Genomic DNA, 21,390 nt, shown 5'->3' on the forward strand with positions numbered 1-21,390 from the left:
TTTACTAAGCTAAAGGAGGGAAATAATGAAGAAAATCGCCCACGTCTGTACGTCGGCAACGAGTCACAAAATACTAGTCGATAAGCTAGAGCTACTAAGAAATAACGGTTATGACGTGCATCTTATTTCCTCCAGTGAAGGGTATATCGATGAGGTCGTGGCGGGAACGAATCTCAAGCTTCATATTATTCCGATGAACCGGCAAATACGTCCTTGGGATGATCTGAAGTCCACTTGGCAGCTTCGACGTCTTTTCAAGAAGGAAAAATTCGATATCGTCCATACGCACACGGCGAAGGCTGGCGTCCTAGGAAGAATAGCAGCAAAGCTGGCAGGCATTCCGCTTATCCTTCATACGAGTCATGGTTTACCCTTCTTCGAGGGGCAATCTAGAAAGGCATTTCATCTATATCGGTTATTAGAGGCAATCGGCGCGAGATTCTGTCATGCCCTGTCCTCCCAGAACCGTGAGGATATACCGAAGCTGCGCACGCTAGCTCCAAACAAGCCCGTATTCTGGGAAGGCAACGGTGTTGATCTGGACAAGCTTACTAAGGAGCAGCACAAAATAACCGATCCATCCTTATCGCTACTGAGGACGGCATATGAAATACCGCCTGAGCGCGGTGTGCTACTGATGGCAGCGCGGTTCGAGCCAGTGAAGAACCATGCCATGCTGCTGTCAGCATTGAGCAGCTTAAAGTCGAAAGATCAGCTGAGCTTTATTACCCTGTTGGCAGGCAAGGGGCCGTTAGAGTCAACGATTAAGCAACAGATTAGTGAGCTTGGACTGAACAATGACGTTCTAATGATTGGGCATCAATCACCACTCTATCAACACCTGAAGTTAGCTGATGCTGTCGTTCTGACCTCCGATAAGGAGGGAATTCCCCGGATTGTAATGGAAGCAATGGCTTTCAGCAAGCCCGTTATTGCGACTAATGCACTGGGGACACGAGAGCTAGTAAAGCATGAGAAGACCGGAGAACTGATTCCATTAGGGAGAGCAGATTTGCTAGCAGATTCCTTAATGAGAGTGATGAACGATGTAGATCTGAGACAGCGAATGGGCAAGGAAGCTAGAGAGGTTATTAAGAGCGAATATACCGAACAGCTTGTTGTCCAACGGCTAAGCGCGATGTATAAGGAGCTTGATCCAGCAGCAGGCAAGGGACTTCTCTCTTGGAGGGATCGTCGTAGGAGAGCATTCGTCAAACGTGCCTTCGATCTTGCTGTTTCCGTTCCGGCCCTAATAGTTCTATCACCTGTCTATTTGCTTACAGCTTTACTAGTGAGATTAAAGCTAGGCTCACCTGTACTGTTTAAGCAGGAGCGGCCTGGATTATATGGTAAACCGTTTCACGTATTTAAGTTCCGAACGATGACGGACAAGAGGGATGCTTCGGGTCAATTGCTTCCTGATGGGGTTAGGCTGACAGCTTTCGGACAGCTACTGAGGCGATTAAGCCTAGACGAGCTGCCTCAATTGTTGAATGTCGTCAAAGGAGACATGAGTCTCGTCGGACCACGACCCTTATTAATGGAATATTTAGATTTATATACATCTGATCAGGCTAGGCGGCACGATGTTCGTCCGGGAATAACCGGCTGGGCACAGGTGAATGGACGCAACGCCATTTCCTGGGAGGAAAAATTCCGGCTAGATTGCTGGTACGTTGATAGGCAATCGTTCCTGCTAGATTTGAGAATTGTGATGCTGACTGCTCTAAAAGTAGTTAGGAGAGAAGGAATTGCACAGGAAGGCCATGCTACGGTTGGCAAATTTACAGGAGCTAGAACAATGGAGGGATCCTCATGACAGAGAAGGTACAATGGCTCATTATTATCGGCTCGGGCGGTCACGGTAAGGTTGCGGCAGATGCTGCTGTAGCCTCCGGTCGCTATCGAGTCGCAGCATTCGCTGATGACAAATATGAATCAGACCGGATTAAAGGCGGTATTCTCCACGCACCACTGGCTTCTATTCAATCCTTGCTCAACCAGATTGAGGATGCACGAGTTGTTGTAGCGGTTGGAACCAATTCCATCCGTATGCAGATAGTCAAACGGCTTAATTTGCCCGAAGAGAAGTACGCCACAATCATTCATCCCAAAGCAGTCATTAGTCCAAGCGCGAAGATTGGTCATGGCAGTGTCATATTTGCCGGTGCTGTACTAAATGCAGATGCGGTTATCGGCCAACACGCGATTGTTAATTCGAATGCGGTTGTCGAGCATGACTGTGTAATCGGGGATTTCGTTCATATTTCACCAGCAGTTGCAATGGCTGGAGGTGTCCATATTGAAATGGGGGCACACATTGGAATAGGTGCTTGCCTCATTCCCGGAGTATCGGTTGGAGCATGGAGCACGCTAGGTGCAGGTGCTGTCGCCATTCGCGATGTACCAGCCGATTGCACGGCTGTAGGTGTTCCAGCTTCGCATATTCGTGCCAAAAACGGATTGGTCCCAAGTGTCCATCTGAAGCTAGCAGGCGGTTAACTACAACAAGAAATGGAAGGGGAGAAAATAATGATTACAGAGCAACAGTCCCGTATTTATTTGTCCCCGCCGCATTTGGGCGAGAAGGAATTGGAATTTGTTCGAGAGGCTTTCAATACGAATTGGATTGCTCCCTTAGGACCGAATGTCGAGGGGTTCGAGAAGGATATCGTTTCTTACACAGGCTGCAACGGAGCACTTGCGCTAAGCTCCGGTACCTCGGCCATCCATCTCGCGCTGCGATTAGCCGGTGTAGGCTCTGGCGATCTTGTATTCGTCTCCTCGCTGACTTTCGTAGCTAGCGTGAACCCGGTTTTGTATTTGGGTGCAGAGCCGGTGCTAATTGACTCTGATGAAGAAACTTGGAATATGTCCTCGCAAGCGTTGGAGCGAGCGTTCACTAGCGCGGCTCGGAGGGGTAAGTTTCCTAAAGCGTTAATTGTCGTTAACCTATACGGACAAAGCGCGGATATGGACCCCATTATGGAGCTATGCAATCGATATGGAGTACCTGTTATCGAGGATGCAGCCGAATCACTGGGTGCGACTTATAAAGGAAGAGCGAGTGGTACGATCGGCCAATATGGCATCTATTCGTTTAACGGCAACAAAATCATTACAACCTCAGGCGGCGGAATGCTAATCTCTCAGGATGAGGTGGCGTTAGATAGAGCAAGACATTGGGCAACTCAGGCGCGCGACCCTGCTAGCCATTATGAGCACACCCAGCTGGGCTACAATTATCGGCTAAGTAACGTGCTTGCTGGCGTAGGACGCGGACAGCTCGAGGTTCTGAATGAACGAGTTGAAGCGCGGCGTGCCGTCTACAAGCGGTATGAAGATGCGTTCTCAAAGATTAAAGGCTTCAAGCTTATGCCCGAAGCCGCTTATGGTCAGTCTACTAGATGGCTCACAGCACTAACTATTAATCCAGAAGCAGCAGGTGTGACAGCAGATGAGCTTATAGAGGCATTAGCTGCTGAAAATATTGAGGCAAGACCAGTATGGAAGCCGATGCACAGACAGCCTCTGCTTCAAGGATGCGCTTATTATCCTCATTCTGAAAATGAGAGCGTCTCTGATCGGTTATTCGAGCAAGGAATATGCTTACCGTCAGGCTCAAGCTTGACCATTCGTGATCAGGATAGAGTTATCGCTTGTATTGAAGAGCGTATTAGAGGATGGAGGTTCCGACATGAAAGTGCGTAAAGCGATTATTCCGGCCGCAGGCCTTGGAACGAGATTTCTTCCCGCAACTAAGGCGCAGCCCAAAGAGATGCTGCCGATTGTAGATAAGCCGACCATTCAATATATCGTTGAAGAGGCGATTGCTTCTGGCATCGAGGATATCCTCATTATTAGCGGACGAGGCAAGCGGGCGATTGAAGATCATTTTGACAAATCGTTCGAGCTGGAAGAGACGCTTGGCAAGAAGGGTAAGAACAAGGAATTGGAGCAAATTCGCTCGATTTCCGAGATGGCCAACATCCATTATATCCGGCAAAAGGAGCCTAAGGGACTGGGGCATGCCATCTGGTGTGCACGTAGCTTCGTAGGCAATGAACCATTCGCCGTGCTGCTGGGTGACGATATCGTGCAATCAACTGAGCCCTGCCTTAAGCAGCTAATTCGTGTATTTTCTCGTTATAATTCCTCAGTCGTTGGGGTGCAGCGGGTCAGTGACGAGGACGTATCCAAATATGGGATTATCGCCCCTCGCGGTTCATCCATTGAGCCGTCGGTTTTCTTCTTGGATTCTCTGGTTGAGAAGCCGACGCGTAAAGCCGCACCGTCAAACTACGCCATTATGGGACGTTACGTCCTTATGCCTGAAATCTTTGACATTTTAGAGGTTCAGGAGCCGGGAGCGGGTGGAGAGATTCAATTAACTGATGCTATTAAGCGGTTGAACGAGCTCAAGACGGTCGTTGCTTACAATTTCGAAGGCTTACGGTATGACGTTGGCGATAAGTTTGGCTTTATTCGCGCCACGCTAGACTTTGCATTGGAGCGCGAGGATCTGAGAGACGACGTGTTGGGATACATCCAGGCAACTTACGAGCAGCAGCTCGCATTCTTGAATAAGGTGGCGAAATAGGATGCAGAAAATCGCGGTCATTGGTACGGGGTATGTGGGGCTAGTATCGGGAACTTGTTTCGCAGAGATCGGCAATCGGATCATCTGCTGCGACGTTGACGAGGTGAAGATCAATTCGCTTAAGAGAGGCGTTGTGCCCATCTATGAGCCAGGCTTAAAGGAATTGATCGATAAGAATACAGCTGCCGGACGGCTGCTCTTCTCCTCTAATGTCGGTGAAGCGATTGAAGCATCAGATATTATATACATTGCGGTAGGCACTCCTATGTCAGACACGGGTGAGGCCGATATGCGATATGTGAAGGACGTTGCTAAAAAAATCGGTGAGCATCTGAACGGATATAAGGTCATCGTTAACAAAAGCACGGTACCTGTAGGAACAGGCGAGCTTGTGCGGCAGATCATATCCAACCATCGCAAGTATCCAACTGTACATTTCGATGTCGTATCCAATCCAGAGTTTCTGCGGGAAGGATCGGCTATATCGGATTGCATGAACATGGATCGGGCCGTTATCGGCTCGACAAGTGATAAAGCAGCTAAGTTGATCGCCGAGCTTCATGCTCCGTTCGGGACGAGCATTTTCCAAACGGATCTGGAAAGCGCCGAAATGATCAAATACGCTGCTAATGCGTTTCTCGCTACGAAAATTTCTTTTATTAATGCAATAGCTAACATTTGCGAGCGGGTAGGAGCGGATGTTACTCGGGTATCTGAAGGCATGGGGCTCGACTCTCGAATCGGTGGGAAGTTTTTGCAGGCTGGGATTGGTTATGGCGGGTCTTGTTTTCCGAAGGATACATTCGCACTTGCACATATCGCGGATCAATCGGGATACGATTTCGAATTGCTGAAGGCAGTCATTCGCACGAATGATCAACAGCGCCTCCTCGTTACGGACAAGCTGAAGCAGGCCATTGGCTCTGCAGATGGGAAAAGAATCGCTGTACTGGGACTGGCATTCAAGCCGAACACGGATGATATGCGCTATGCCCCATCGCTGTCAATCATTCCAGAGCTCGTGGAACTAGGTGCAAGTGTACGTGCGTTTGATCCGATTGCGGTGGAGTCAGCCAAGCCGTTACTTCCAGAGGAGGTTCAATACTTCAACACGATAGAGGAGACGTTGGAGGGATGCGATGCTTGCATCATTCTGACTGAGTGGCCGGAGATCGTTAGTATGGATCTGCTGAAGGCGAAAAGGTTAATGAAGGAAACGGTTCTCATTGACGGACGCAATTGCATTCCGCAGCAATCTATTCAACAGCACGGCTTTACGTATCATTCCATTGGTCGCAGACCTGTCAATGTGGTGGGAAGTGGTCTTCATACGGCGAACTTCTAAATATTTTCTTCTATTACCTGTATTCCTGTGGTGTCTGTTGATTTTCACTCTGTCTCAGCAGACTTACTCGGAGCAAAGCATTGTGCCTTTCTTGCATAAGGTTGCGCCAAAGGAGGTGATTGCGGGATATTTACCTGACATGACGATTCATTATAACGGCGCTACAATCGTTGCCCGGCAAGATCCTTACCGATTCGTTGAGTTTTTGTTTCGCAAAGGTTCCCATCTTGGCGTCTATATGGTTTTGGCAGCAGCAGCAGCTTATGCCTTTATGGCTATTCCCGCATTACGGGTAAAAGGATGGGCTGTTCCGTCAGCAGTAGTTGGGTTTACGTTACTCGTGAGCATCTTAGATGAGAGACTGCAATCCGCATCGGGAATGCGTACCCCAGCGATACAGGATGTCATTATCGACTTAGTAGGTGCTACCGGGGGCTTGTTGATTGCAACAGGAACGAAACGATGGTGGGTGAATCGGAAGGGACGTCGGGAAAACAAAGAGCAACCACGTGGAAAGGAAGGATGACAATGAAGAAATGGTGCGGGATATTGGCCGCTTCAGTATTCGCGGCCGCAGTCTTCACGGGCTTTCAGCCTGGACAGGCATCTGCTGCAAGCGCGAAGGAAAAGGCTACAGCAAACAGCAAGGCATCAATACAAGCTGTTGTAAGCTGGTTGAATACCAAGGTGCTTCCAGCTATTGAAGACTGGGCGAAGAAAAACAAGCCGGGGAACGGTAACAACGGCAACGGCAATGGCAACAACGGTAATGGTAACAACGGAAACGGTAATAATGGCAACGGCAATGGTAACAACGGTAACAACGGTAATGGTAACAACGGTAACGGCAATGGTAACAATGGCAACAACGGTAATGGTAATAACGGCAATGGTAACAATGGCAACAACGGTAATGGTAATAACGGCAATGGTAACAATGGCAACAACGGTAACGGTAATGGCAACAATGGGAACGGTAATGGTAACAACGGAAATGGCAATGGTAACGGTACGCCGAGTAAGGAGGAGTACAATAAGATCACGACGGAAGCAACGAATAAGCTGATCTCCCTCCAAATCAATGCTCAGCATGAGTTAACTAGCATTGCGCTGCGATTCAAGCAGCTCAAGACTACGCATGAGAAATCGCTCTTGTACAAAGAGGGATCGGCTGCTTTTGCGGATAAGGAAACGACTTACACGGATATCATTAATGACACCATCGCCAAGCTCATTAAGGGCGGACACAGCTTGGATATTATCCGGCAGTATCAAGCTCAGTACCAGAATGATATTCTATTCGGGCAAACTCTATTGAAACAACTTGCAAAATAATGGCCAATGAGATGAGGGAAATTCCTCATCGATACGCAAGAGGGTCGACTTAAAGTAGATTTTACTTTAGGACGACCCTCTTTGCATATGTTAGAATCTATTGAGGTACCTCATGTAAGTTAGGAAGGAAGAGTGCAAATGCTACCACGTTATACAACAGTAAGAGAATATGGCAGTGAAGAAATCGTAATTAAGAAATCCCGTTTCATCGGTCACGCTAAGCCTGTTGAGACCGAAGAAGAAGCGGTTGCTTTCATAGAGGAATTAAAGAAGAAATATTGGAATGCCACACACAACTGCTCAGCTTACTTAATCGGAGAGCGGGATCAATTCCAGAAAGCGCTGGATGACGGCGAGCCTAGCGGAACAGCAGGGAAACCTATTCTTGAAGTCATCAAGCATCGCGGCATGAAAAATGTAGTCGTCGTAGTAACCCGTTATTTTGGCGGCATTATGCTAGGTGCTGGTGGTTTAGTTCGGGCATATACGGATGGTGCGGTTGCTGGTATTGATGCTGCACAACCAATTGTAAAAGTGCTGCATCGTGAGGTTATAGTCGATGTAGATTATACCTGGTACGGTAAGCTTGAAAATGTGCTGCGAGAAAGAGGCTTCCGAGTCGGTGAGGTTCTTTTTACCGATCGTGTACGAGTACAATGCCTGCCCGAAGCAGAAGAGGCGGAACGCTTTCAGGATTGGATTACCGATGTGACACAAGGCCAGGCAGTATTAGAGATCGGCGAGGAAACCTATTTTATCGAAGGCGAATAACCCGTTAACCTCAACCCTCAACAAATTTAAGCAGGTATTCACGATTCCGAGGTCCGTCGAACTCACAGAAGTAAATCCCTTGCCAACGTCCCAATAGCAATTTTCCGCCGGTTACTATAATGGTTTGCGAGGTGCCGGTTGTAATCGCTTTAAGATGGGAAGCCGTATTTCCCTCTGCGTGTCTATATTTGGGATGATTCCAAGGGTACACTTCATCTAGTCGCATGAGTACGTCTAATTTGACGTCCGGATCAGCATTTTCATTAATCGTAATACCTGCTGTCGTGTGAGGACTATATACAATAACGAACCCCTCCTGCATGCCGTGCTTAGCTACGAGAGACATGACCTTCCTAGTAATATCAATCATTTCGTCACGCTTGGATGTGCGCAGAGATTCTCGTAATAGCATGGACAACCCTTCCTCTCATAAGCAATTGCTAATTTAATTATACCTTCATAACTGTTCAACATCGAACTCATATCACAGCCCATAAGGCTAATGAATAGATTACATTAGATTTTTTAATAAAAAGGCGGATGTACTGCAGTTTTTTCATTGACGGGATAATCCGTTTTCTGGTAAAGTAGCAATACCAACTAATTTAATAGGAATTATTTTATATACAGCTCTCGAAGCTTCAGGAGGTACACGTCAACGTGAGTTCCATGGTGCAGGGTAGATGGTGGGGCTGGGGATTTCGCAGCGCTGTCATGCTTTATTTTATGATCTTGATTGTATTTCCTATTCTCGGTATTTATGGGAAATCCATGTCCGAGGGATGGTCGTCTTTCGTTAACAATGTAACGGAGCCATTAGCCTGGAAAGCCGTACTGCTAACGATCAAGCTGGCAATTATCTCAACTATTGTGAATGTGCTGATTGGAACGATGTCAGCATGGGTGTTAATCCGTTACCGTTTTCCGGGACGGCGTTTGCTGAACAGTCTTGTAGATTTACCGTTTGCGCTTCCGACTGCGGTGGCAGGCTTAATGATTTTGCTGCTGCTTGGTCCTCACAGCTTTGTGGGGGAGTGGGCTGAGAAGCTAGGCTTCACCATTTTATTTCATCAACCCGCAATTATTATCGCAATGGTGTTTGTGACATTTCCATTTGTCATCCGAGCCGTTCAGCCTCTGTTAGAGGAGATGGATGCTTCGGAGGAAGAAGCGGCTTATACCCTTGGAGCAACGAAGGCTGCGACCTTCTTTAAGGTTATTCTGCCGAACATGCTTCCTGGAATCTTAAGCGGTGCAATGCTTGCTTTCTCAAGAGCTTTAGCAGAATTCGGTGCTGTCGTCCTCGTAGCGGGTAATATTCCGGGCAAAACCTTGATTGCCTCCGTGTACATTTTTGGAGAAATTGAGAGTGACAATGCCATCGGAGCAACCGCGGTCAGTGTCTTGCTTCTAACCTTTTCCTTCATCATTCTATGGACGGTTAATTACGTGCAGATGCGGAGGAAAAACGGATGAGACGTCTTTGGATCGGATTAACGGTTGCTATATTCGGAATATTTCTTATTATACCGATTATACGAATTGCTATGGGCGCAATGAACGAAGGCTGGAGTGGGTTTACGACGGGGCTATCCCGACCAGAAACACTACACGCGCTATACATGACGGGATTAATTGTTGTCATTGTTACTGTAATTAATACGATGTTCGGAGTCATGCTATCCCTTTATCTAGTAAGAGCAACATGGCTAGGAAGACGGATAAAGCAATTATTAAATAGTATAGTAGACTTGCCCTTTGCCGTATCCCCAGTTATAGGTGGACTTATGATTGTGCTCCTGCTAGGACCAGAGACAGCACTAGGTGCTTTATTCAACAAGGCAGGAATTGACATCGTTTATGCTTTGCCGGGGATGATTATTGCGACTTTGTTCGTGACCTTCCCGTTAGTCGTCCGTGAAGTCATGCCTGTTCTGCAGGAGATTGGAAGTGCCCAGGAGGAAGCGGCATCGACATTGGGTGCCAGCGCTTGGACGACCTTCTGGCGAGTGACTTGGCCTTCCATTCAATGGAGCGTCGTTTACGGAGTTGTTCTTACAGTAGCTCGTGCATTAGGTGAATTCGGTGCAGTGCTTGTTGTATCCGGGAACATTCTCTTTAAGACTCAGACAGCAACAACTCTCGTTTATCAGGATGTCGAAAATTTTAATCTCACTGCTGCGAATTCAATTGCTTTAGTGCTGGCAGCGGGTTCAGTCACTTTGCTGTTGCTCATGGAATGGGCCAAATCGAGAAGGGGAGTGCATTAAGATGCATATTGAAGTTAGCGGTTTGAATAAGAAATTCGGCGAGTTCCAAGCGGTTAAGGATGTAAATTTCCAGATCGAGAAGGGTCAATTAATCGGCTTGCTCGGTCCAAGCGGCGGCGGTAAAACCTCCATTCTTCGCATGCTTGCAGGATTGGAATCCGTTGACGAGGGCGATATCGTTTTTCATGGCAAACGTGTTAACGATCTTCCTCCCCAAGAGAGAGGCATTGGATTCGTATTTCAGAACTATGCGCTATTTAAGCACATGACTGTAGAGGATAATATCGCATTCGGTCTAGAGGTCAAGAAGTGGTCAAAGGTGAAGATTAAAGCGCGTGTAGCTGAACTGGTCGAGTTGACAGGATTGTCTGGCTTCGAAAAGCGTTTCCCGCATCAGCTATCCGGTGGACAGCGCCAAAGAGTTGCGTTCGCTAGGGCTTTAGCTCCTGAACCACAGCTGCTTTTACTTGATGAGCCCTTCGCCGCTATCGATGCGAAGATTCGTCATGAGCTGCGTTCGTGGCTTCGTGATATGATCGATCGTCTCGGCATTACTTCTATCTTCGTAACGCATGACCAAGACGAAGCCATTGAGGTAGCCGACCAAATTATGATAATAAACAAGGGGCGCTTAGAGCAAAAAGGCACCCCGTGGGAAATATATAAAAATCCGCAGTCACCGTTCGTCGCTGGTTTTATCGGAGAATCAACTATTGTTGAGGATGTATCCTCCTTGCGTGGATTCGGCACTGCTTCTGATTGGCCGGGAACGAAAGCACTTATTCGTCCAGAATATGTAGAGGTTGGCAAGGCAGGAGATTTCAATCTGATATCCGCAACGGAAGAGGGTCGCGTTCGCCATGTGCATTTCCGTGGTAGCGAATGGTTAGTGGAAGTTGAGATTGGTCCTACACGTCTTGTTACCTATCGGTCGCTGGAGAAGGAAATTCTCCATCCGGGTGATGAGGTACAGGTGCTGATCCATCGCGCGTACTTGTTCAATGATAATGATAGCTGGGTAATGGAAAATAAGCTTAAGGAAGATCCGATGCCGGTTCATATTTAACGGGTTGGGCGGGAGCCTTCGAAGGTACCGCAGGAGGTAGGTAATGAATACGGGAAACCGGAAGCATTCATTTACGCGCAAGACCGGGTTATCCGGTTTACTTATAATGTTAGCAATCATCCTAATGTTGACTGGCTGTGGTGCTAGTAATCAGTCACAGTCAGAGCCTGAAGGCACAATTGCTCATGGAGACGTAACATTGGTGCTAGGCGCCTACTCGGTTGCTAAGGATGCGCTGCAGGATATATTGCCCGCATTTAAAGCAGATTGGAAATCCCGAACAGGGCAGACGGTAAGCTTTCAAGAATCCTATGAGGCATCAGGCACACAGGCCCGTTCTATCATTGGAGGCTTCGAGGCTGATGTTACATTGCTAGCTCTCGAAGGGGATATGGCAAAGCTCGTTAAAGCCAATATGGTCGGAAAGAATTGGAAGGATGACACCTACAAAGGAATGGTTACCCGTTCCATTGTCGTTCTTGGTACAAGGGTAGGAAATCCTCTAGGAATTAAAGATTTCGAGGATATTACCAAGCCGGGAGTAAAGGTGCTCTATCCGAACCCCAAGACATCTGGTGGAGCGCAATGGGATATCAATGCGATATATGGTGCCGGTTTGAAAAAATCGGAGAAGGCTACGGGAGCTAAAGATCCAGCTGCTGCGAAAAAGTTCCTTGAGGATGTTCACCGTAACATCGAGTCCATGGACAAAAGCGGTCGTGCTTCGATGGCGGCTTTTGAATACGGAGTAGGCGACGTCATTGTAACGTATGAGAATGAGCTGCTAGCTAGAATAGCCAAAGGTGTACAATACGATATCGTTGTGCCTAGCAGCACGATATTAATTGAAAATCCAGCAGCTGTTGTTGAGCGGAATGCAGATCGTCATGGCGTTCGTGAGGTAGCTGACGCTTTCGTGCACTATTTATATTCTGATGAAGCACAGAAGCTGTTCGCCAAGCATGGCTTTCGCCCTGTCGAGGATAAGCTTGCTGCGCAAATGCAGGATGATTTCCCCCAACCATCGGATTTATTCACCATTGATTATCTCGGAGGCTGGGATAACGTACGCGAAACCTTGTATTCTAAACGCGGAGTTTGGTATCAAGTATTAGCGGGACAGTGAGAAATTGAGGGAATAATTGGGTGAAAAACAGCTTTCACGGGCATGCTATTCTCGTGAAGCTGTTTTTTTTGTAATTATAGCGTATTTAGACAGGAATCAGCGTTTGTTTTGACGAAATTAAAGTATGACTGCAAATAGGGAGGACTTATATTGTTAAAACTACCAACGACAATTCGAGCATTGCGTTTTATTCTCTTCTTCAAGATTGCCCTTTTTATTATGGTTATGATTGCGTTTTTTAGAAACTCCGCTGAACCACTTTCGACATCATCTGCGATTAATATTAGTATCTCGTTTCTCGCAATGCTCCTTTTACTGTTTTCAATAAGTAAGAAAAAACACTTTCCTTCTATTATTATTTCCCTCGTCGTATTTTGGTTTTCTATTGATATGATACAGATTATGTTGTCTCTTGTTATCGTATTGCTGTTCTTCTTTAAATCGACGCGCTCTTATTTCCGTAGTGCTAACGCAATATCAGCCCCTTCCACAGATGAGGATGAAGCTCAGCTGGCAGAAGAAGCAGTTGATGAAGATGCTTCTGGTGAAGCGCAACCGAAGCTGGATGTGAACAAAGCACAAGCCAAATCTCGTAAGGATCCAGAGGTGTATATTCGCGAAGCGACACCTGAGGATGCGGATACTATCTATTCGTTAATGCACATTGCATTCGAGGAGTATAGAACGGCAATTCCTCCATCTAGTGCACTCGAAGAAACGGATGAATCCGTATTAAGCGCTCTTCGCGATCAAGGTGAGTCCGCAGCTATTCTCTATGAGGATGATACGGCTACAGCAATGGTCAGGTTTAAGTATGATAGGGATGAGATTTACTTTTTCCGTCTATCTGTCGTACCGGCACGGCGTAGAAGAGGTTATGCGAAACAATTAGTGAAATGGATTGAGAAGCAAGGAATAACGAAGGGGCTTAATGTTAGCCGCTGTAAGGTGAGACAGTCCATTCAAAATAATTTGGTACTTTATCAGGATATGGGCTATGAGGTTGTGAATCAGGAGCTAATCGTTCGTCCTGGAGGCACGATTAAAGAACTCACTTTGGAGAAGAGAATTGGGTTGTAATTAGTAAGAGCGGTTAGGGAAGGTCTGGTTGGACTTGCCTGTCCTTGAAAAGAAGAAGATCCTTTCCCTGATTAATAGGGGAAGGATCTTCTTTGACTATACATTGATAACGAATTTTTGGAGCGCATGAGCGACACCATCGTTGTTGTTGCTTAGGGTAACGAAATTTGCGATTTCCTTCAGCGCGGGAACTGCATTTTCCATGGCAACACCTAGACCTGCTGCTGCAACCATCTCATGGTCATTCATCGCATCGCCCATTGCTATCGTTTCTTCCATTGGAATGCCGTAATGAGCGGCAAGGAAACGTAAAGCGTGGCCTTTCGTGCCTTCGGGATGCATGAATTCCAAGTAGTTAGGCTTCGACTTAGTCAAATGCACCTTGGAGCCGAATAGCGCTTTAAGCTCAGGCAGCAAAGCATCCAAACGAGCGGGCTCGTCGATGATCAGCAGCTTTGTTTGTTTTTCATGCTTAATGATTTGACTGAAATCGGGTTCGATCGTATATGGAATATTAGATTGTTTGGCGTAATTTTGGATTTTTTCGCCGTCCGCTTGAACATACAGCTTGTCTGCGATATAGCTTTGCAAATGTAAGCCATGTGCCTGACAATATTCAAATAATTGCTGAGCCACATCAGTTGGCACGGAACGCTCATATAATACTTCTTCGTCCATCAAATTTTTGATCAGTGAGCCTTGGTAAGTAATGATCGGTACGTTCAGCCCAACTTGACGGGCAATTTTCTGGGCGGAATCAAACATTCTCCCAGTAGCAATAGTGAGATGCGCTCCTTTGGCGATTGCATCATTCAAAGCTTGGCGGGTTGTATCAGACACTGTCAATTCGTCAGTTAGCAGAGTATCGTCTAGATCCATAGCAATAAGGCGGTAAGGCATTGGTTTCTCCCTCTCTGTATGAAGCTAATTTATGATTACACTTATTATCGTACCATTGTAACCCATATCTCCAAAGTCGAAAAGCCAGCTATCCGTGTATTCGTAGTAGGAATGCCCGCGGGAGAGGGGAGATTTGGGTGAGAGGATTACTTTGGTGGTAGGTATTAGGGAAAGTAATGTTTCCATCGTCGCTCCCGCATAGGGAGCGACTCGATAGACCTCTTAATGTGTTTTGCATTATGGTGGTTTCAATCCACGCTCCCGCAATGGGGAGCGACAATGAAGCTTAGCTGAGTAAGGGATACGGGTGATTTTCCGCGAACCTTACTGTGAAAGGGATCATTTTCGGCTTCAGCCGTCTAAAGCCCTTGCTACATAAGGAGTGCGAACATCCTAGGGAATTGATGTGAGCTTGGGGTTCGCACTTAGCTTATGTTCATCATAATGCAAATTATATCAAGAAGTCTATCGAGCATGCTAAAGAGAATTAGATAATGTTTCATCTGATGCTAAGCCGGTAAAAGCTCATGATTTTGTGACCAAGGGGAACGAAAGAAGAGCCTTACATGATCTTTAATCTTGATAAAATGATGCCCAATATAACTGGGTAATTTTGCAACATTCCATAAAATTTTTACGTTTAAATGTCAGGAAGGAGGAGGTTATATGAAATATGCGTTTATTTTAATTCTAGTTTTTACTGTAGCCTGCACGCAAACTAATAGAGTTCCGAAAGAGGAAGATTTTGTTGTAACGGTGAAAGCGGTGGACGAGTCATTAAAAAGCAATGAAGGAATCGAAATAGTAGCTGGGCTAGTCAATAAATCAAAGAATAATATAAAGATTTTGCATGGTTCACCGTTGATTCATGTCCAAATTTACGATGAACAGAACAAGCCGCTTATCAGTATTTTCGCAATAGATCAAATTGGTATATACCATAACATACAGCCAGACGAGTTTTATAATGCTGATATCAAGAGCTTTAATGGTGGAAAGAGGATGATTAAGGTCGAAAAGCCTGGGAAGTATACATTGGTGGCAACAGCTTCTTTTTCAATTGAGCTAAGTGGAAAAGAACGAAAAGACTTTAAGGTGTTATCTGAGCCTGTTGAAATCATTGTTGAATGAATAAATGGGGGAAGGAAACTCCATCTTTTTTCCGTGTGATAGTGGAGGAGCTTGCTAATAGTGGGCTTCTTTTTTTAGACAAAAGGGAGGTGGGGAAATGAAATCCTTTATTCTGAGTCTGTGTGTGCTACTCACTATTATTACGGGGTGTTCAAATAGCTCAGAACAATTTGACAGTTCAACTAGTTGGGCGTATTACTTTGTATTGCTCAATGACACAATCTATATCCAAACGAGTGAGCAAGTGGAAAATGTAAATCAGCAATTGGGCACGATACAAAAATCAAGTAATGATGAAAGAACTCAAATGAATACTAACCAAACTTTTTCAAACTACCTCCCAAAAGGAACTAAGTTATACTCAATACCAGGGAAAAACCATGATGAATATATTGCTGTACGGAATAAAGATGGAAATTATGATGTATTAAAGAGCCAAGGAAAGTATGGATCGTCTTCCTCGAACTTAATTAGTGCAACAATTATCAATCTCAAAGAGTCTATATTAATATCCAAAAAAAGGAGATTAATAACATGAAAAAATTTTTTATTACAATTTCTATTTTCCTGCTATTCCTATTTACTGTAAATAATGTGACTTTTGCTAGTAATCCTAAGGGAGATACATTATTAGATAGAGCAATGAATGCGTATAATCCTGAGCTTAAGAATACCCATTTGAGAGTGGTGCAGGATAAAAAGGTTAAAGAGTTCAAATATAAGGAACAATTTATCCCAGTTAGAGATCTGTTTGGCCCATATGTCGATTCTATTAAATGGGATAACAAAACAAAGATAGCTGTTGTCTCTAATAATAGTTCTGAATTAGTGCTTAATTTCTCTGGGAAAAACATTGTTGCTAAAGAAAATCAAGTAGTTCTGCCAACGGAATGGATAAGAGTTAATAAAGGTAGAATTGAAATCAATGCTTTTGTTGTAGCATATTTATTCGATAAATATTCGGATTCTTACGGGGATAATGAACGGGACCAATGGGAAGAAGAACTTGCATTTTTAGATATTAAAGAATCAGAGGGTATTCCTGGTGTAAGAGATGGATATCTTCATGTGTATATACTCAAGGAACCATTAGTGTAATAAGGTGATTAACATATCACTTACTTTTAATCTAAAGGTCATACTAAAGAGGGGAAGAATATTGAAAAAGACGACAGTAGGAATAGTCTTAGCACTTTTTGTATGTGTACTTGCAGCCTGTAGTTCATCACCAGAAGCATTAAAGGGGAATTACATCATTGCAAAGCAAGAGCAAGAGCGAAGCATCTTAGTTGCTAAGGACATTTCTTGGAAGGATGCAAAAAGAAAGACCTTTGCTGATTTTAGAAAGAATAATGTGGAATTAGTTTTTTACATTGTAGAAGATTCACAACTTTTTGACGATCTTAAAGTAGGCGAAGCAGTGAAAGTAACTCCCAAAGCAAATGAAAATGGTGAATATATTGTAATGCAATCAGACCCTCCTCAAATTGTAGCTGGCAAAATAGAAAGAGAACAGCAATAAAATCTTATTGTGTGTAGTTAAGTTGCTTCCCCCACTGAAGCAGCTAAAGGAACACACACCCCATCCCCCACAACAAAAAATGCCCCGAGAAACCACCCGGTTCACGGGGCATTTCCCTCTTTTTACACCCTCCCAAATGTTCATATTCTAAGTCCGCACGCCGCCCCCACTCTAGACCATCTCGCTCAGAGGTTAAGAAAATTACATTACATTTTGCAACATAACATTGAACCATATCGTTTTAAGAAGTAGATAAGGACGAAGTTCCAGAATGTAGTTATTGCTACATGGTACTCAGTCTGTATAACAAGGAGGTCATTGCTTTGAAGCTTAGACATAATTTTATTGCGTCTGTTATTACTCTGTCTGTCGTTTTGACTGGCTGTGGAGCCAAAGGTGTTGATCAGGAAAGTCCATCTCCATCCGCTTCCTCAACGCCGGCCCCAACTGAAACCTCATCTGCACCGCCTACAGAAAATTCTGGAGAATTAATATTGAAGCAGTTTCAGAATCAAGTGGCTGCTAGTCTTCCTGCTAACGAATTGTTTACTGCATTTAAGGAAGGGATCGAGAAGGTACAGCCTGCTCAGGCAGATGAGCTTATTCGTTCGCTGGAAGCTTATTATGAGAAGAACCTGCCAGATATGGAGAAGAAATATGAGGACAATAAAGCTCAAAAGGCACTTATGTCATTAAAATGGCCCATTACTAAGGAACAAATTGAAGCCTTGAAGGACGACTCTATTCGTAATCTTGTTGAGGAAACGCTGGAAGGCGGCTATAAGCTGGAAACGGCTGAAGGCTTTATTTTCCCAATTGTTGATTATGGCCAATTGCTTTCGTACGGAGATCTAGCGTCGACAGCCATGAAATCCTACTTAGATCTAATGGCTATGGAATCCGATTCTACGACGGCTAGTGACGGTGGCTTGGTCATTTCTTGGGATGAATTGTCTTCTCGGACGCTTGCAGCTGAGAGCTATGTCGTGAATTTTCCAGACTCTCCAGAAAGAAATAAGGCTGAAACTCAGTATATTAATTATTTAAGCCTATACTTGATTGGACTAAGTAACACTCCGACTTTCGATTATGATACCTTCATTCTCCTTCCAGAGGTGAAGACCCAATATGAGCAAATGGTGAAAGCTCACGCCGGAACGGTTACCGGACAGCTCACGAAGCAATTTCTGGACGTGCTTAGTAAATCAGGAGATGCCTTATTCGTCAAAAATAAAAATGGAGAACAATCAAACATACCTGCTGTGAAGCAATTTCGCGACCAAATCGAATCCGCTGCACGCTCTAAGCTGCCTGCTGGCAAGAAATAATTAGCCAGTACGTGCGGAGGAGATAACTCCCCTAAGGATTAATGTTCAGCTCGTAAAAGGGCGTTCGTACGTTGGTTTATTCCTGTGGCATTTTCCGGTACAATATAGAGAATGCCTTACAAGGAAAGAGGAATTTATCATGAACGTCGTCATTGCGACGCTTAACGCAAAATATATTCATACCTCGCTCGCTCTGAGATATTTGAAGTCCTTCTCTCAGGGTGAGTTTGAGATTGAAATAGCCGAATATACAATTAAAGATCCCGCAATGAGCATTGCCGCTGATTTATTCTCGAAGAAGCCTGATGTTATCGGTTTTTCCTGCTACATCTGGAATATCGAAGAAACTATTGTTATCGTGGATATGCTTCGTAAGGTGATGCCAGATGTCAAAATCATGCTCGGCGGTCCTGAGGTTTCCTATGATACAGAGCATTGGATGAATCGACTGACCTCTGTCGATTTTATTGTCATGGGCGAGGGTGAAGAAACCTTTCGTGATTTGCTAAGACAAGTTTCGGGAGAGCAGAAATATCATTTTGTATTTGGTATGGCTTATCGCAAGGACGGCAAAGTCATTATTACACCGCCGCGCCCGAAGCTGGATCTGAATGTTATCCCGTCACCGCACCGATTTGAGGAAGATACGATACCGATGCGTAACCGTGTTGTCTATTTTGAGACGAGCAGGGGCTGTCCTTTTAGCTGCCAATTTTGTCTTTCTAGCATCGAGGTTGGCGTAAGGTATTTTGATATTGAGTGGGTAAAATCAGAAATAACATATTTAATTGATAATGGTGCTAAGCTAATTAAGTTTGTTGATCGTACCTTTAATATTAAGCGTGATTATGCGATGGAGGTTTTTCAATTTCTAATCGATAATCATCGGGGCTGCGTATTCCAATTTGAGATTACAGCGGATATTATGCGACCAGAGGTTCTCGATTTCCTTGCCGAAAATGCGCCTCCAGGTGTGTTCCGATTCGAGATTGGTGTTCAATCGACGAATGATCCAACGAACCTAGCGGTGCAGCGTCGCCAGAATTTTACGAAGCTGTCTCGTACGGTAATGAAGGTCAAGGAAAGCGGCAAAATCGATCAGCATTTGGATTTAATCGCAGGCTTGCCGCATGAAGACTACGATACGTTCCGTAAAACCTTCAACGATGTGTTTGCCCTAAGACCAGAAGAGCTTCAGCTCGGTTTCTTAAAAATGCTGCGGGGAACGGGTTTACGAATCGATGCTGCGAAATTCGGCTATGTCTACTCGGAGCGTGCACCTTACGAAATGCTTGGAAACGATCTGATGCCCTTTGGCGATATCGTTCGAATTAAGCGAGTAGAGGATGTTCTGGAGAAATTCTGGAACGCACATAGAATGGACCGGACGATGGAATATTTGATCGAGAAGGCTTATCCTTCTCCCTTTGATTTTTTCCAAGCGTTCGGGGATTATTGGGAGGCAAGAGGCTGGAGTCGAATTGGGCACCAGCTGGAGGATTTGTTCACGAGGCTATGGTCGTTCTTGGAAGAGGATGCCCAGCCGGAATTGGAACGCGATGTGGCCTTTGGATTGCTCAGAATAGATTATTATTTACAGCATAAGTATAAGCCGCGTAAGCTCTGGTGGGAGGATCGTCTGGAGAAAAAGGAATGGACGGCCGCACTGAGGTACGCCGCAGATAAGCTCGGAATGGATGAGCGAGAGCTGCAAAAGAAAGGGACTATTGATCGTCTTCCCTTTGATTATGGGGTTTGGTTGGAGGAAGGGCGCGTAGATTTGTCCAATCCGACGTTGCTCGTTTTCTTGTATTCAGGTGAAGAAGCTGGACCGCAGTTAGTGGCGCTGCCGCAGCCGGACGGGCGAGCAGCAGCTCTTAAATAAGTAGCGAGAGGTGACTGAGATGGTTTACAAAGCAAGCTCTGACCGTTATTCAACAATGAAATACAATCGAGTTGGGCGTTCTGGCCTGAAGATTCCAGCGGTATCGCTAGGACTATGGCATAATTTTGGCGGCATTGATTCATTCGAGAACGGCCGTGCTTTAGTTAGACATGCATTTGATTTGGGGATTACCCATTTTGACTTAGCTAATAACTATGGTCCCCCTCCAGGCTCCGCGGAGCAGATGTTTGGTCAGCTTCTAGCGACAGATCTGAAGCCTTATCGAGACGAGCTTGTCATCTCATCCAAAGCTGGATATTACATGTGGGAAGGCCCTTATGGTGAGTGGGGCTCCCGGAAGCAATTGATTTCCAGTCTCGATCAAAGTCTTAAGCGTATGGGATTAGACTATGTCGATATTTTCTATCATCATCGTCCAGATCCTAACACTCCGCTTGAAGAGACTATGAGAGCATTGGATCATATCGTTCGTTCGGGCAAAGCGCTGTACGTCGGTATTTCCAACTATCGTGCTCCTCAAGCGAAGGAAGCAATTGCTATACTTAAGGATCTAGGTACACCGCTTCTCATTCATCAGCCTAACTATAGTATGTTGGATCGCTGGGTTGAGGATGGCTTGCTGGACGTGCTCGAAGAGGGTGGCGTTGGTTCCATCGTGTTCTCTCCTCTTGCGCAAGGCTTACTTACTGATAAGTACCTTGGCGGAATACCGCAAGACTCTCGCGCAGCAGGCGCTTCTGTTTTCTTGAACGAAGGCAGTCTTACAGCGGAAAAGCTGGATAAGGTTCGTAGCCTAAATGATATTGCGAAGGAACGCGGTCAATCGCTGGCACAGATGGCGCTGGCTTGGGTGCTTCGTGGAGATCGTGTAACGAGTGTTCTAATTGGGGCGAGTAAGGTTAGCCAATTGGATGATAATGTGGCGATGCTGGATCGCTTGGACTTTTCCTCGGATGAGCTAGCTCGTATAGAAGCTATTTTAAAGTAAATTTAATAATAAAAATGTAGAA

22 protein-coding genes are annotated in these 21,390 nt (G+C 45.3%); 20 read left to right on the plus strand and 2 right to left on the minus strand.

Annotation, left to right across the window (positions count from 1 at the left end):
• Nucleotides 1-25: 25 nt before the first annotated feature.
• The 8 genes from KCTCHS21_RS31920 (at nt 26) to KCTCHS21_RS07450 (ending at nt 8,051) form a co-directional block, all read left to right on the plus strand.
• Nucleotides 26-1,819 carry a sugar transferase gene (locus KCTCHS21_RS31920; RefSeq protein WP_130606390.1) on the plus strand — a complete coding sequence of 598 codons (1,794 nt, stop codon included), beginning with the start codon at nt 26-28 and terminating at the stop codon, nt 1,817-1,819.
• The gene (locus tag KCTCHS21_RS07420) at nt 1,816-2,502 is read left to right on the plus strand and encodes an acetyltransferase (protein WP_130606392.1); all 687 of its coding nucleotides are present in this window, start codon (nt 1,816-1,818) and stop codon (nt 2,500-2,502) included. Before KCTCHS21_RS31920 ends, KCTCHS21_RS07420 begins: the two co-directional genes overlap by 4 nt.
• A 30-nt stretch (nt 2,503-2,532) precedes the next feature.
• A complete protein-coding gene (locus KCTCHS21_RS07425) occupies nt 2,533-3,711 on the plus strand; it encodes an aminotransferase class I/II-fold pyridoxal phosphate-dependent enzyme (protein ID WP_130606393.1) in 1,179 nt (392 codons plus the stop codon).
• Entirely contained in the window at nt 3,698-4,600 is a 903-nt protein-coding gene (gene galU, locus KCTCHS21_RS07430) for a UTP--glucose-1-phosphate uridylyltransferase GalU (protein WP_130606395.1), read from the plus strand. Before KCTCHS21_RS07425 ends, galU begins: the two co-directional genes overlap by 14 nt.
• Before the next feature lies 1 nt (nt 4,601).
• Nucleotides 4,602-5,945: a UDP-glucose 6-dehydrogenase TuaD gene (gene tuaD, locus KCTCHS21_RS07435; RefSeq protein ID WP_130606397.1), complete on the plus strand. Its 1,344-nt coding sequence runs from the start codon at nt 4,602-4,604 to the stop codon at nt 5,943-5,945.
• Nucleotides 5,908-6,471 (plus strand): VanZ family protein, encoded by a 564-nt coding sequence (locus tag KCTCHS21_RS07440; protein ID WP_130606399.1) that lies wholly within the window; start codon nt 5,908-5,910, stop codon nt 6,469-6,471. Before tuaD ends, KCTCHS21_RS07440 begins: the two co-directional genes overlap by 38 nt.
• 2 nt (nt 6,472-6,473) lie before the next feature.
• Nucleotides 6,474-7,280, plus strand: a complete 807-nt coding sequence (locus tag KCTCHS21_RS31465) for a hypothetical protein (protein WP_179952663.1) — start codon at nt 6,474-6,476, stop codon at nt 7,278-7,280.
• Between the two features lie 138 nt (nt 7,281-7,418).
• Nucleotides 7,419-8,051: a YigZ family protein gene (locus KCTCHS21_RS07450; RefSeq protein WP_130606401.1), complete on the plus strand. Its 633-nt coding sequence runs from the start codon at nt 7,419-7,421 to the stop codon at nt 8,049-8,051.
• Between the two features lie 10 nt (nt 8,052-8,061).
• Here the strand turns inward: KCTCHS21_RS07450 and KCTCHS21_RS07455 are convergent, their stop codons facing one another.
• Nucleotides 8,062-8,463, minus strand: a complete 402-nt coding sequence (locus KCTCHS21_RS07455) for a secondary thiamine-phosphate synthase enzyme YjbQ (protein WP_130606403.1) — start codon at nt 8,461-8,463, stop codon at nt 8,062-8,064.
• Nucleotides 8,464-8,720: 257 nt separating this feature from the next.
• On the opposite strand from KCTCHS21_RS07455, the gene cysT reads away from it, so the two are divergent.
• The 5 genes from cysT to KCTCHS21_RS07480 all read left to right on the plus strand — a co-directional run bounded on the left by cysT (nt 8,721) and on the right by KCTCHS21_RS07480 (nt 13,593).
• Nucleotides 8,721-9,527, plus strand: a complete 807-nt coding sequence (cysT, locus tag KCTCHS21_RS07460; RefSeq protein ID WP_408621794.1) for a sulfate ABC transporter permease subunit CysT — start codon at nt 8,721-8,723, stop codon at nt 9,525-9,527.
• Nucleotides 9,524-10,321: a sulfate ABC transporter permease subunit gene (locus KCTCHS21_RS07465; protein WP_130606407.1), complete on the plus strand. Its 798-nt coding sequence runs from the start codon at nt 9,524-9,526 to the stop codon at nt 10,319-10,321. The genes cysT and KCTCHS21_RS07465 overlap by 4 nt, the downstream gene beginning before the upstream one ends.
• Nucleotide 10,322: 1 nt before the next feature.
• Complete coding sequence (locus KCTCHS21_RS07470; RefSeq protein WP_130606408.1) at nt 10,323-11,387, plus strand: sulfate/molybdate ABC transporter ATP-binding protein; 1,065 nt, start codon at nt 10,323-10,325, stop codon at nt 11,385-11,387.
• A 43-nt stretch (nt 11,388-11,430) separates the two neighbouring features.
• Complete coding sequence (locus tag KCTCHS21_RS07475) at nt 11,431-12,513, plus strand: sulfate ABC transporter substrate-binding protein (protein ID WP_130606410.1); 1,083 nt, start codon at nt 11,431-11,433, stop codon at nt 12,511-12,513.
• 150 nt (nt 12,514-12,663) lie between these two features.
• Complete coding sequence (locus KCTCHS21_RS07480; protein ID WP_130606412.1) at nt 12,664-13,593, plus strand: GNAT family N-acetyltransferase; 930 nt, start codon at nt 12,664-12,666, stop codon at nt 13,591-13,593.
• Between the two features lie 96 nt (nt 13,594-13,689).
• On the opposite strand, the gene KCTCHS21_RS07485 is transcribed toward KCTCHS21_RS07480, so the two are convergent.
• Nucleotides 13,690-14,493: a Cof-type HAD-IIB family hydrolase gene (locus KCTCHS21_RS07485; RefSeq protein WP_130606414.1), complete on the minus strand. Its 804-nt coding sequence runs from the start codon at nt 14,491-14,493 to the stop codon at nt 13,690-13,692.
• Between the two features lie 666 nt (nt 14,494-15,159).
• On the opposite strand from KCTCHS21_RS07485, the gene KCTCHS21_RS07490 reads away from it, so the two are divergent.
• The 7 genes from KCTCHS21_RS07490 to mgrA all read left to right on the plus strand — a co-directional run bounded on the left by KCTCHS21_RS07490 (nt 15,160) and on the right by mgrA (nt 21,368).
• Nucleotides 15,160-15,624, plus strand: a complete 465-nt coding sequence (locus KCTCHS21_RS07490) for a hypothetical protein (RefSeq protein WP_130606416.1) — start codon at nt 15,160-15,162, stop codon at nt 15,622-15,624.
• A 97-nt stretch (nt 15,625-15,721) separates the two neighbouring features.
• Complete coding sequence (locus KCTCHS21_RS07495) at nt 15,722-16,162, plus strand: hypothetical protein (protein ID WP_130606418.1); 441 nt, start codon at nt 15,722-15,724, stop codon at nt 16,160-16,162.
• Nucleotides 16,159-16,722, plus strand: a complete 564-nt coding sequence (locus KCTCHS21_RS07500) for a stalk domain-containing protein (RefSeq protein ID WP_130606420.1) — start codon at nt 16,159-16,161, stop codon at nt 16,720-16,722. Before KCTCHS21_RS07495 ends, KCTCHS21_RS07500 begins: the two co-directional genes overlap by 4 nt.
• A 61-nt stretch (nt 16,723-16,783) precedes the next feature.
• Complete coding sequence (locus tag KCTCHS21_RS07505; RefSeq protein WP_157993980.1) at nt 16,784-17,146, plus strand: DUF3221 domain-containing protein; 363 nt, start codon at nt 16,784-16,786, stop codon at nt 17,144-17,146.
• A 323-nt stretch (nt 17,147-17,469) separates the two neighbouring features.
• Nucleotides 17,470-18,474: a hypothetical protein gene (locus KCTCHS21_RS07510; RefSeq protein WP_130606424.1), complete on the plus strand. Its 1,005-nt coding sequence runs from the start codon at nt 17,470-17,472 to the stop codon at nt 18,472-18,474.
• Nucleotides 18,475-18,613: 139 nt separating this feature from the next.
• Nucleotides 18,614-20,359, plus strand: coding sequence for a B12-binding domain-containing radical SAM protein (locus KCTCHS21_RS07515; protein ID WP_130606426.1), 1,746 nt, complete (start codon nt 18,614-18,616; stop codon nt 20,357-20,359).
• A 19-nt stretch (nt 20,360-20,378) separates the two neighbouring features.
• Nucleotides 20,379-21,368, plus strand: coding sequence for an L-glyceraldehyde 3-phosphate reductase (mgrA, locus tag KCTCHS21_RS07520; protein ID WP_130606428.1), 990 nt, complete (start codon nt 20,379-20,381; stop codon nt 21,366-21,368).
• The last annotated feature ends 22 nt before the right edge of the window (nt 21,369-21,390 follow it).

It is taken from the genome of Cohnella abietis, from assembly GCF_004295585.1.
Taxonomy (GTDB): Bacteria; Bacillota; Bacilli; order Paenibacillales; family Paenibacillaceae; genus Cohnella; species Cohnella abietis.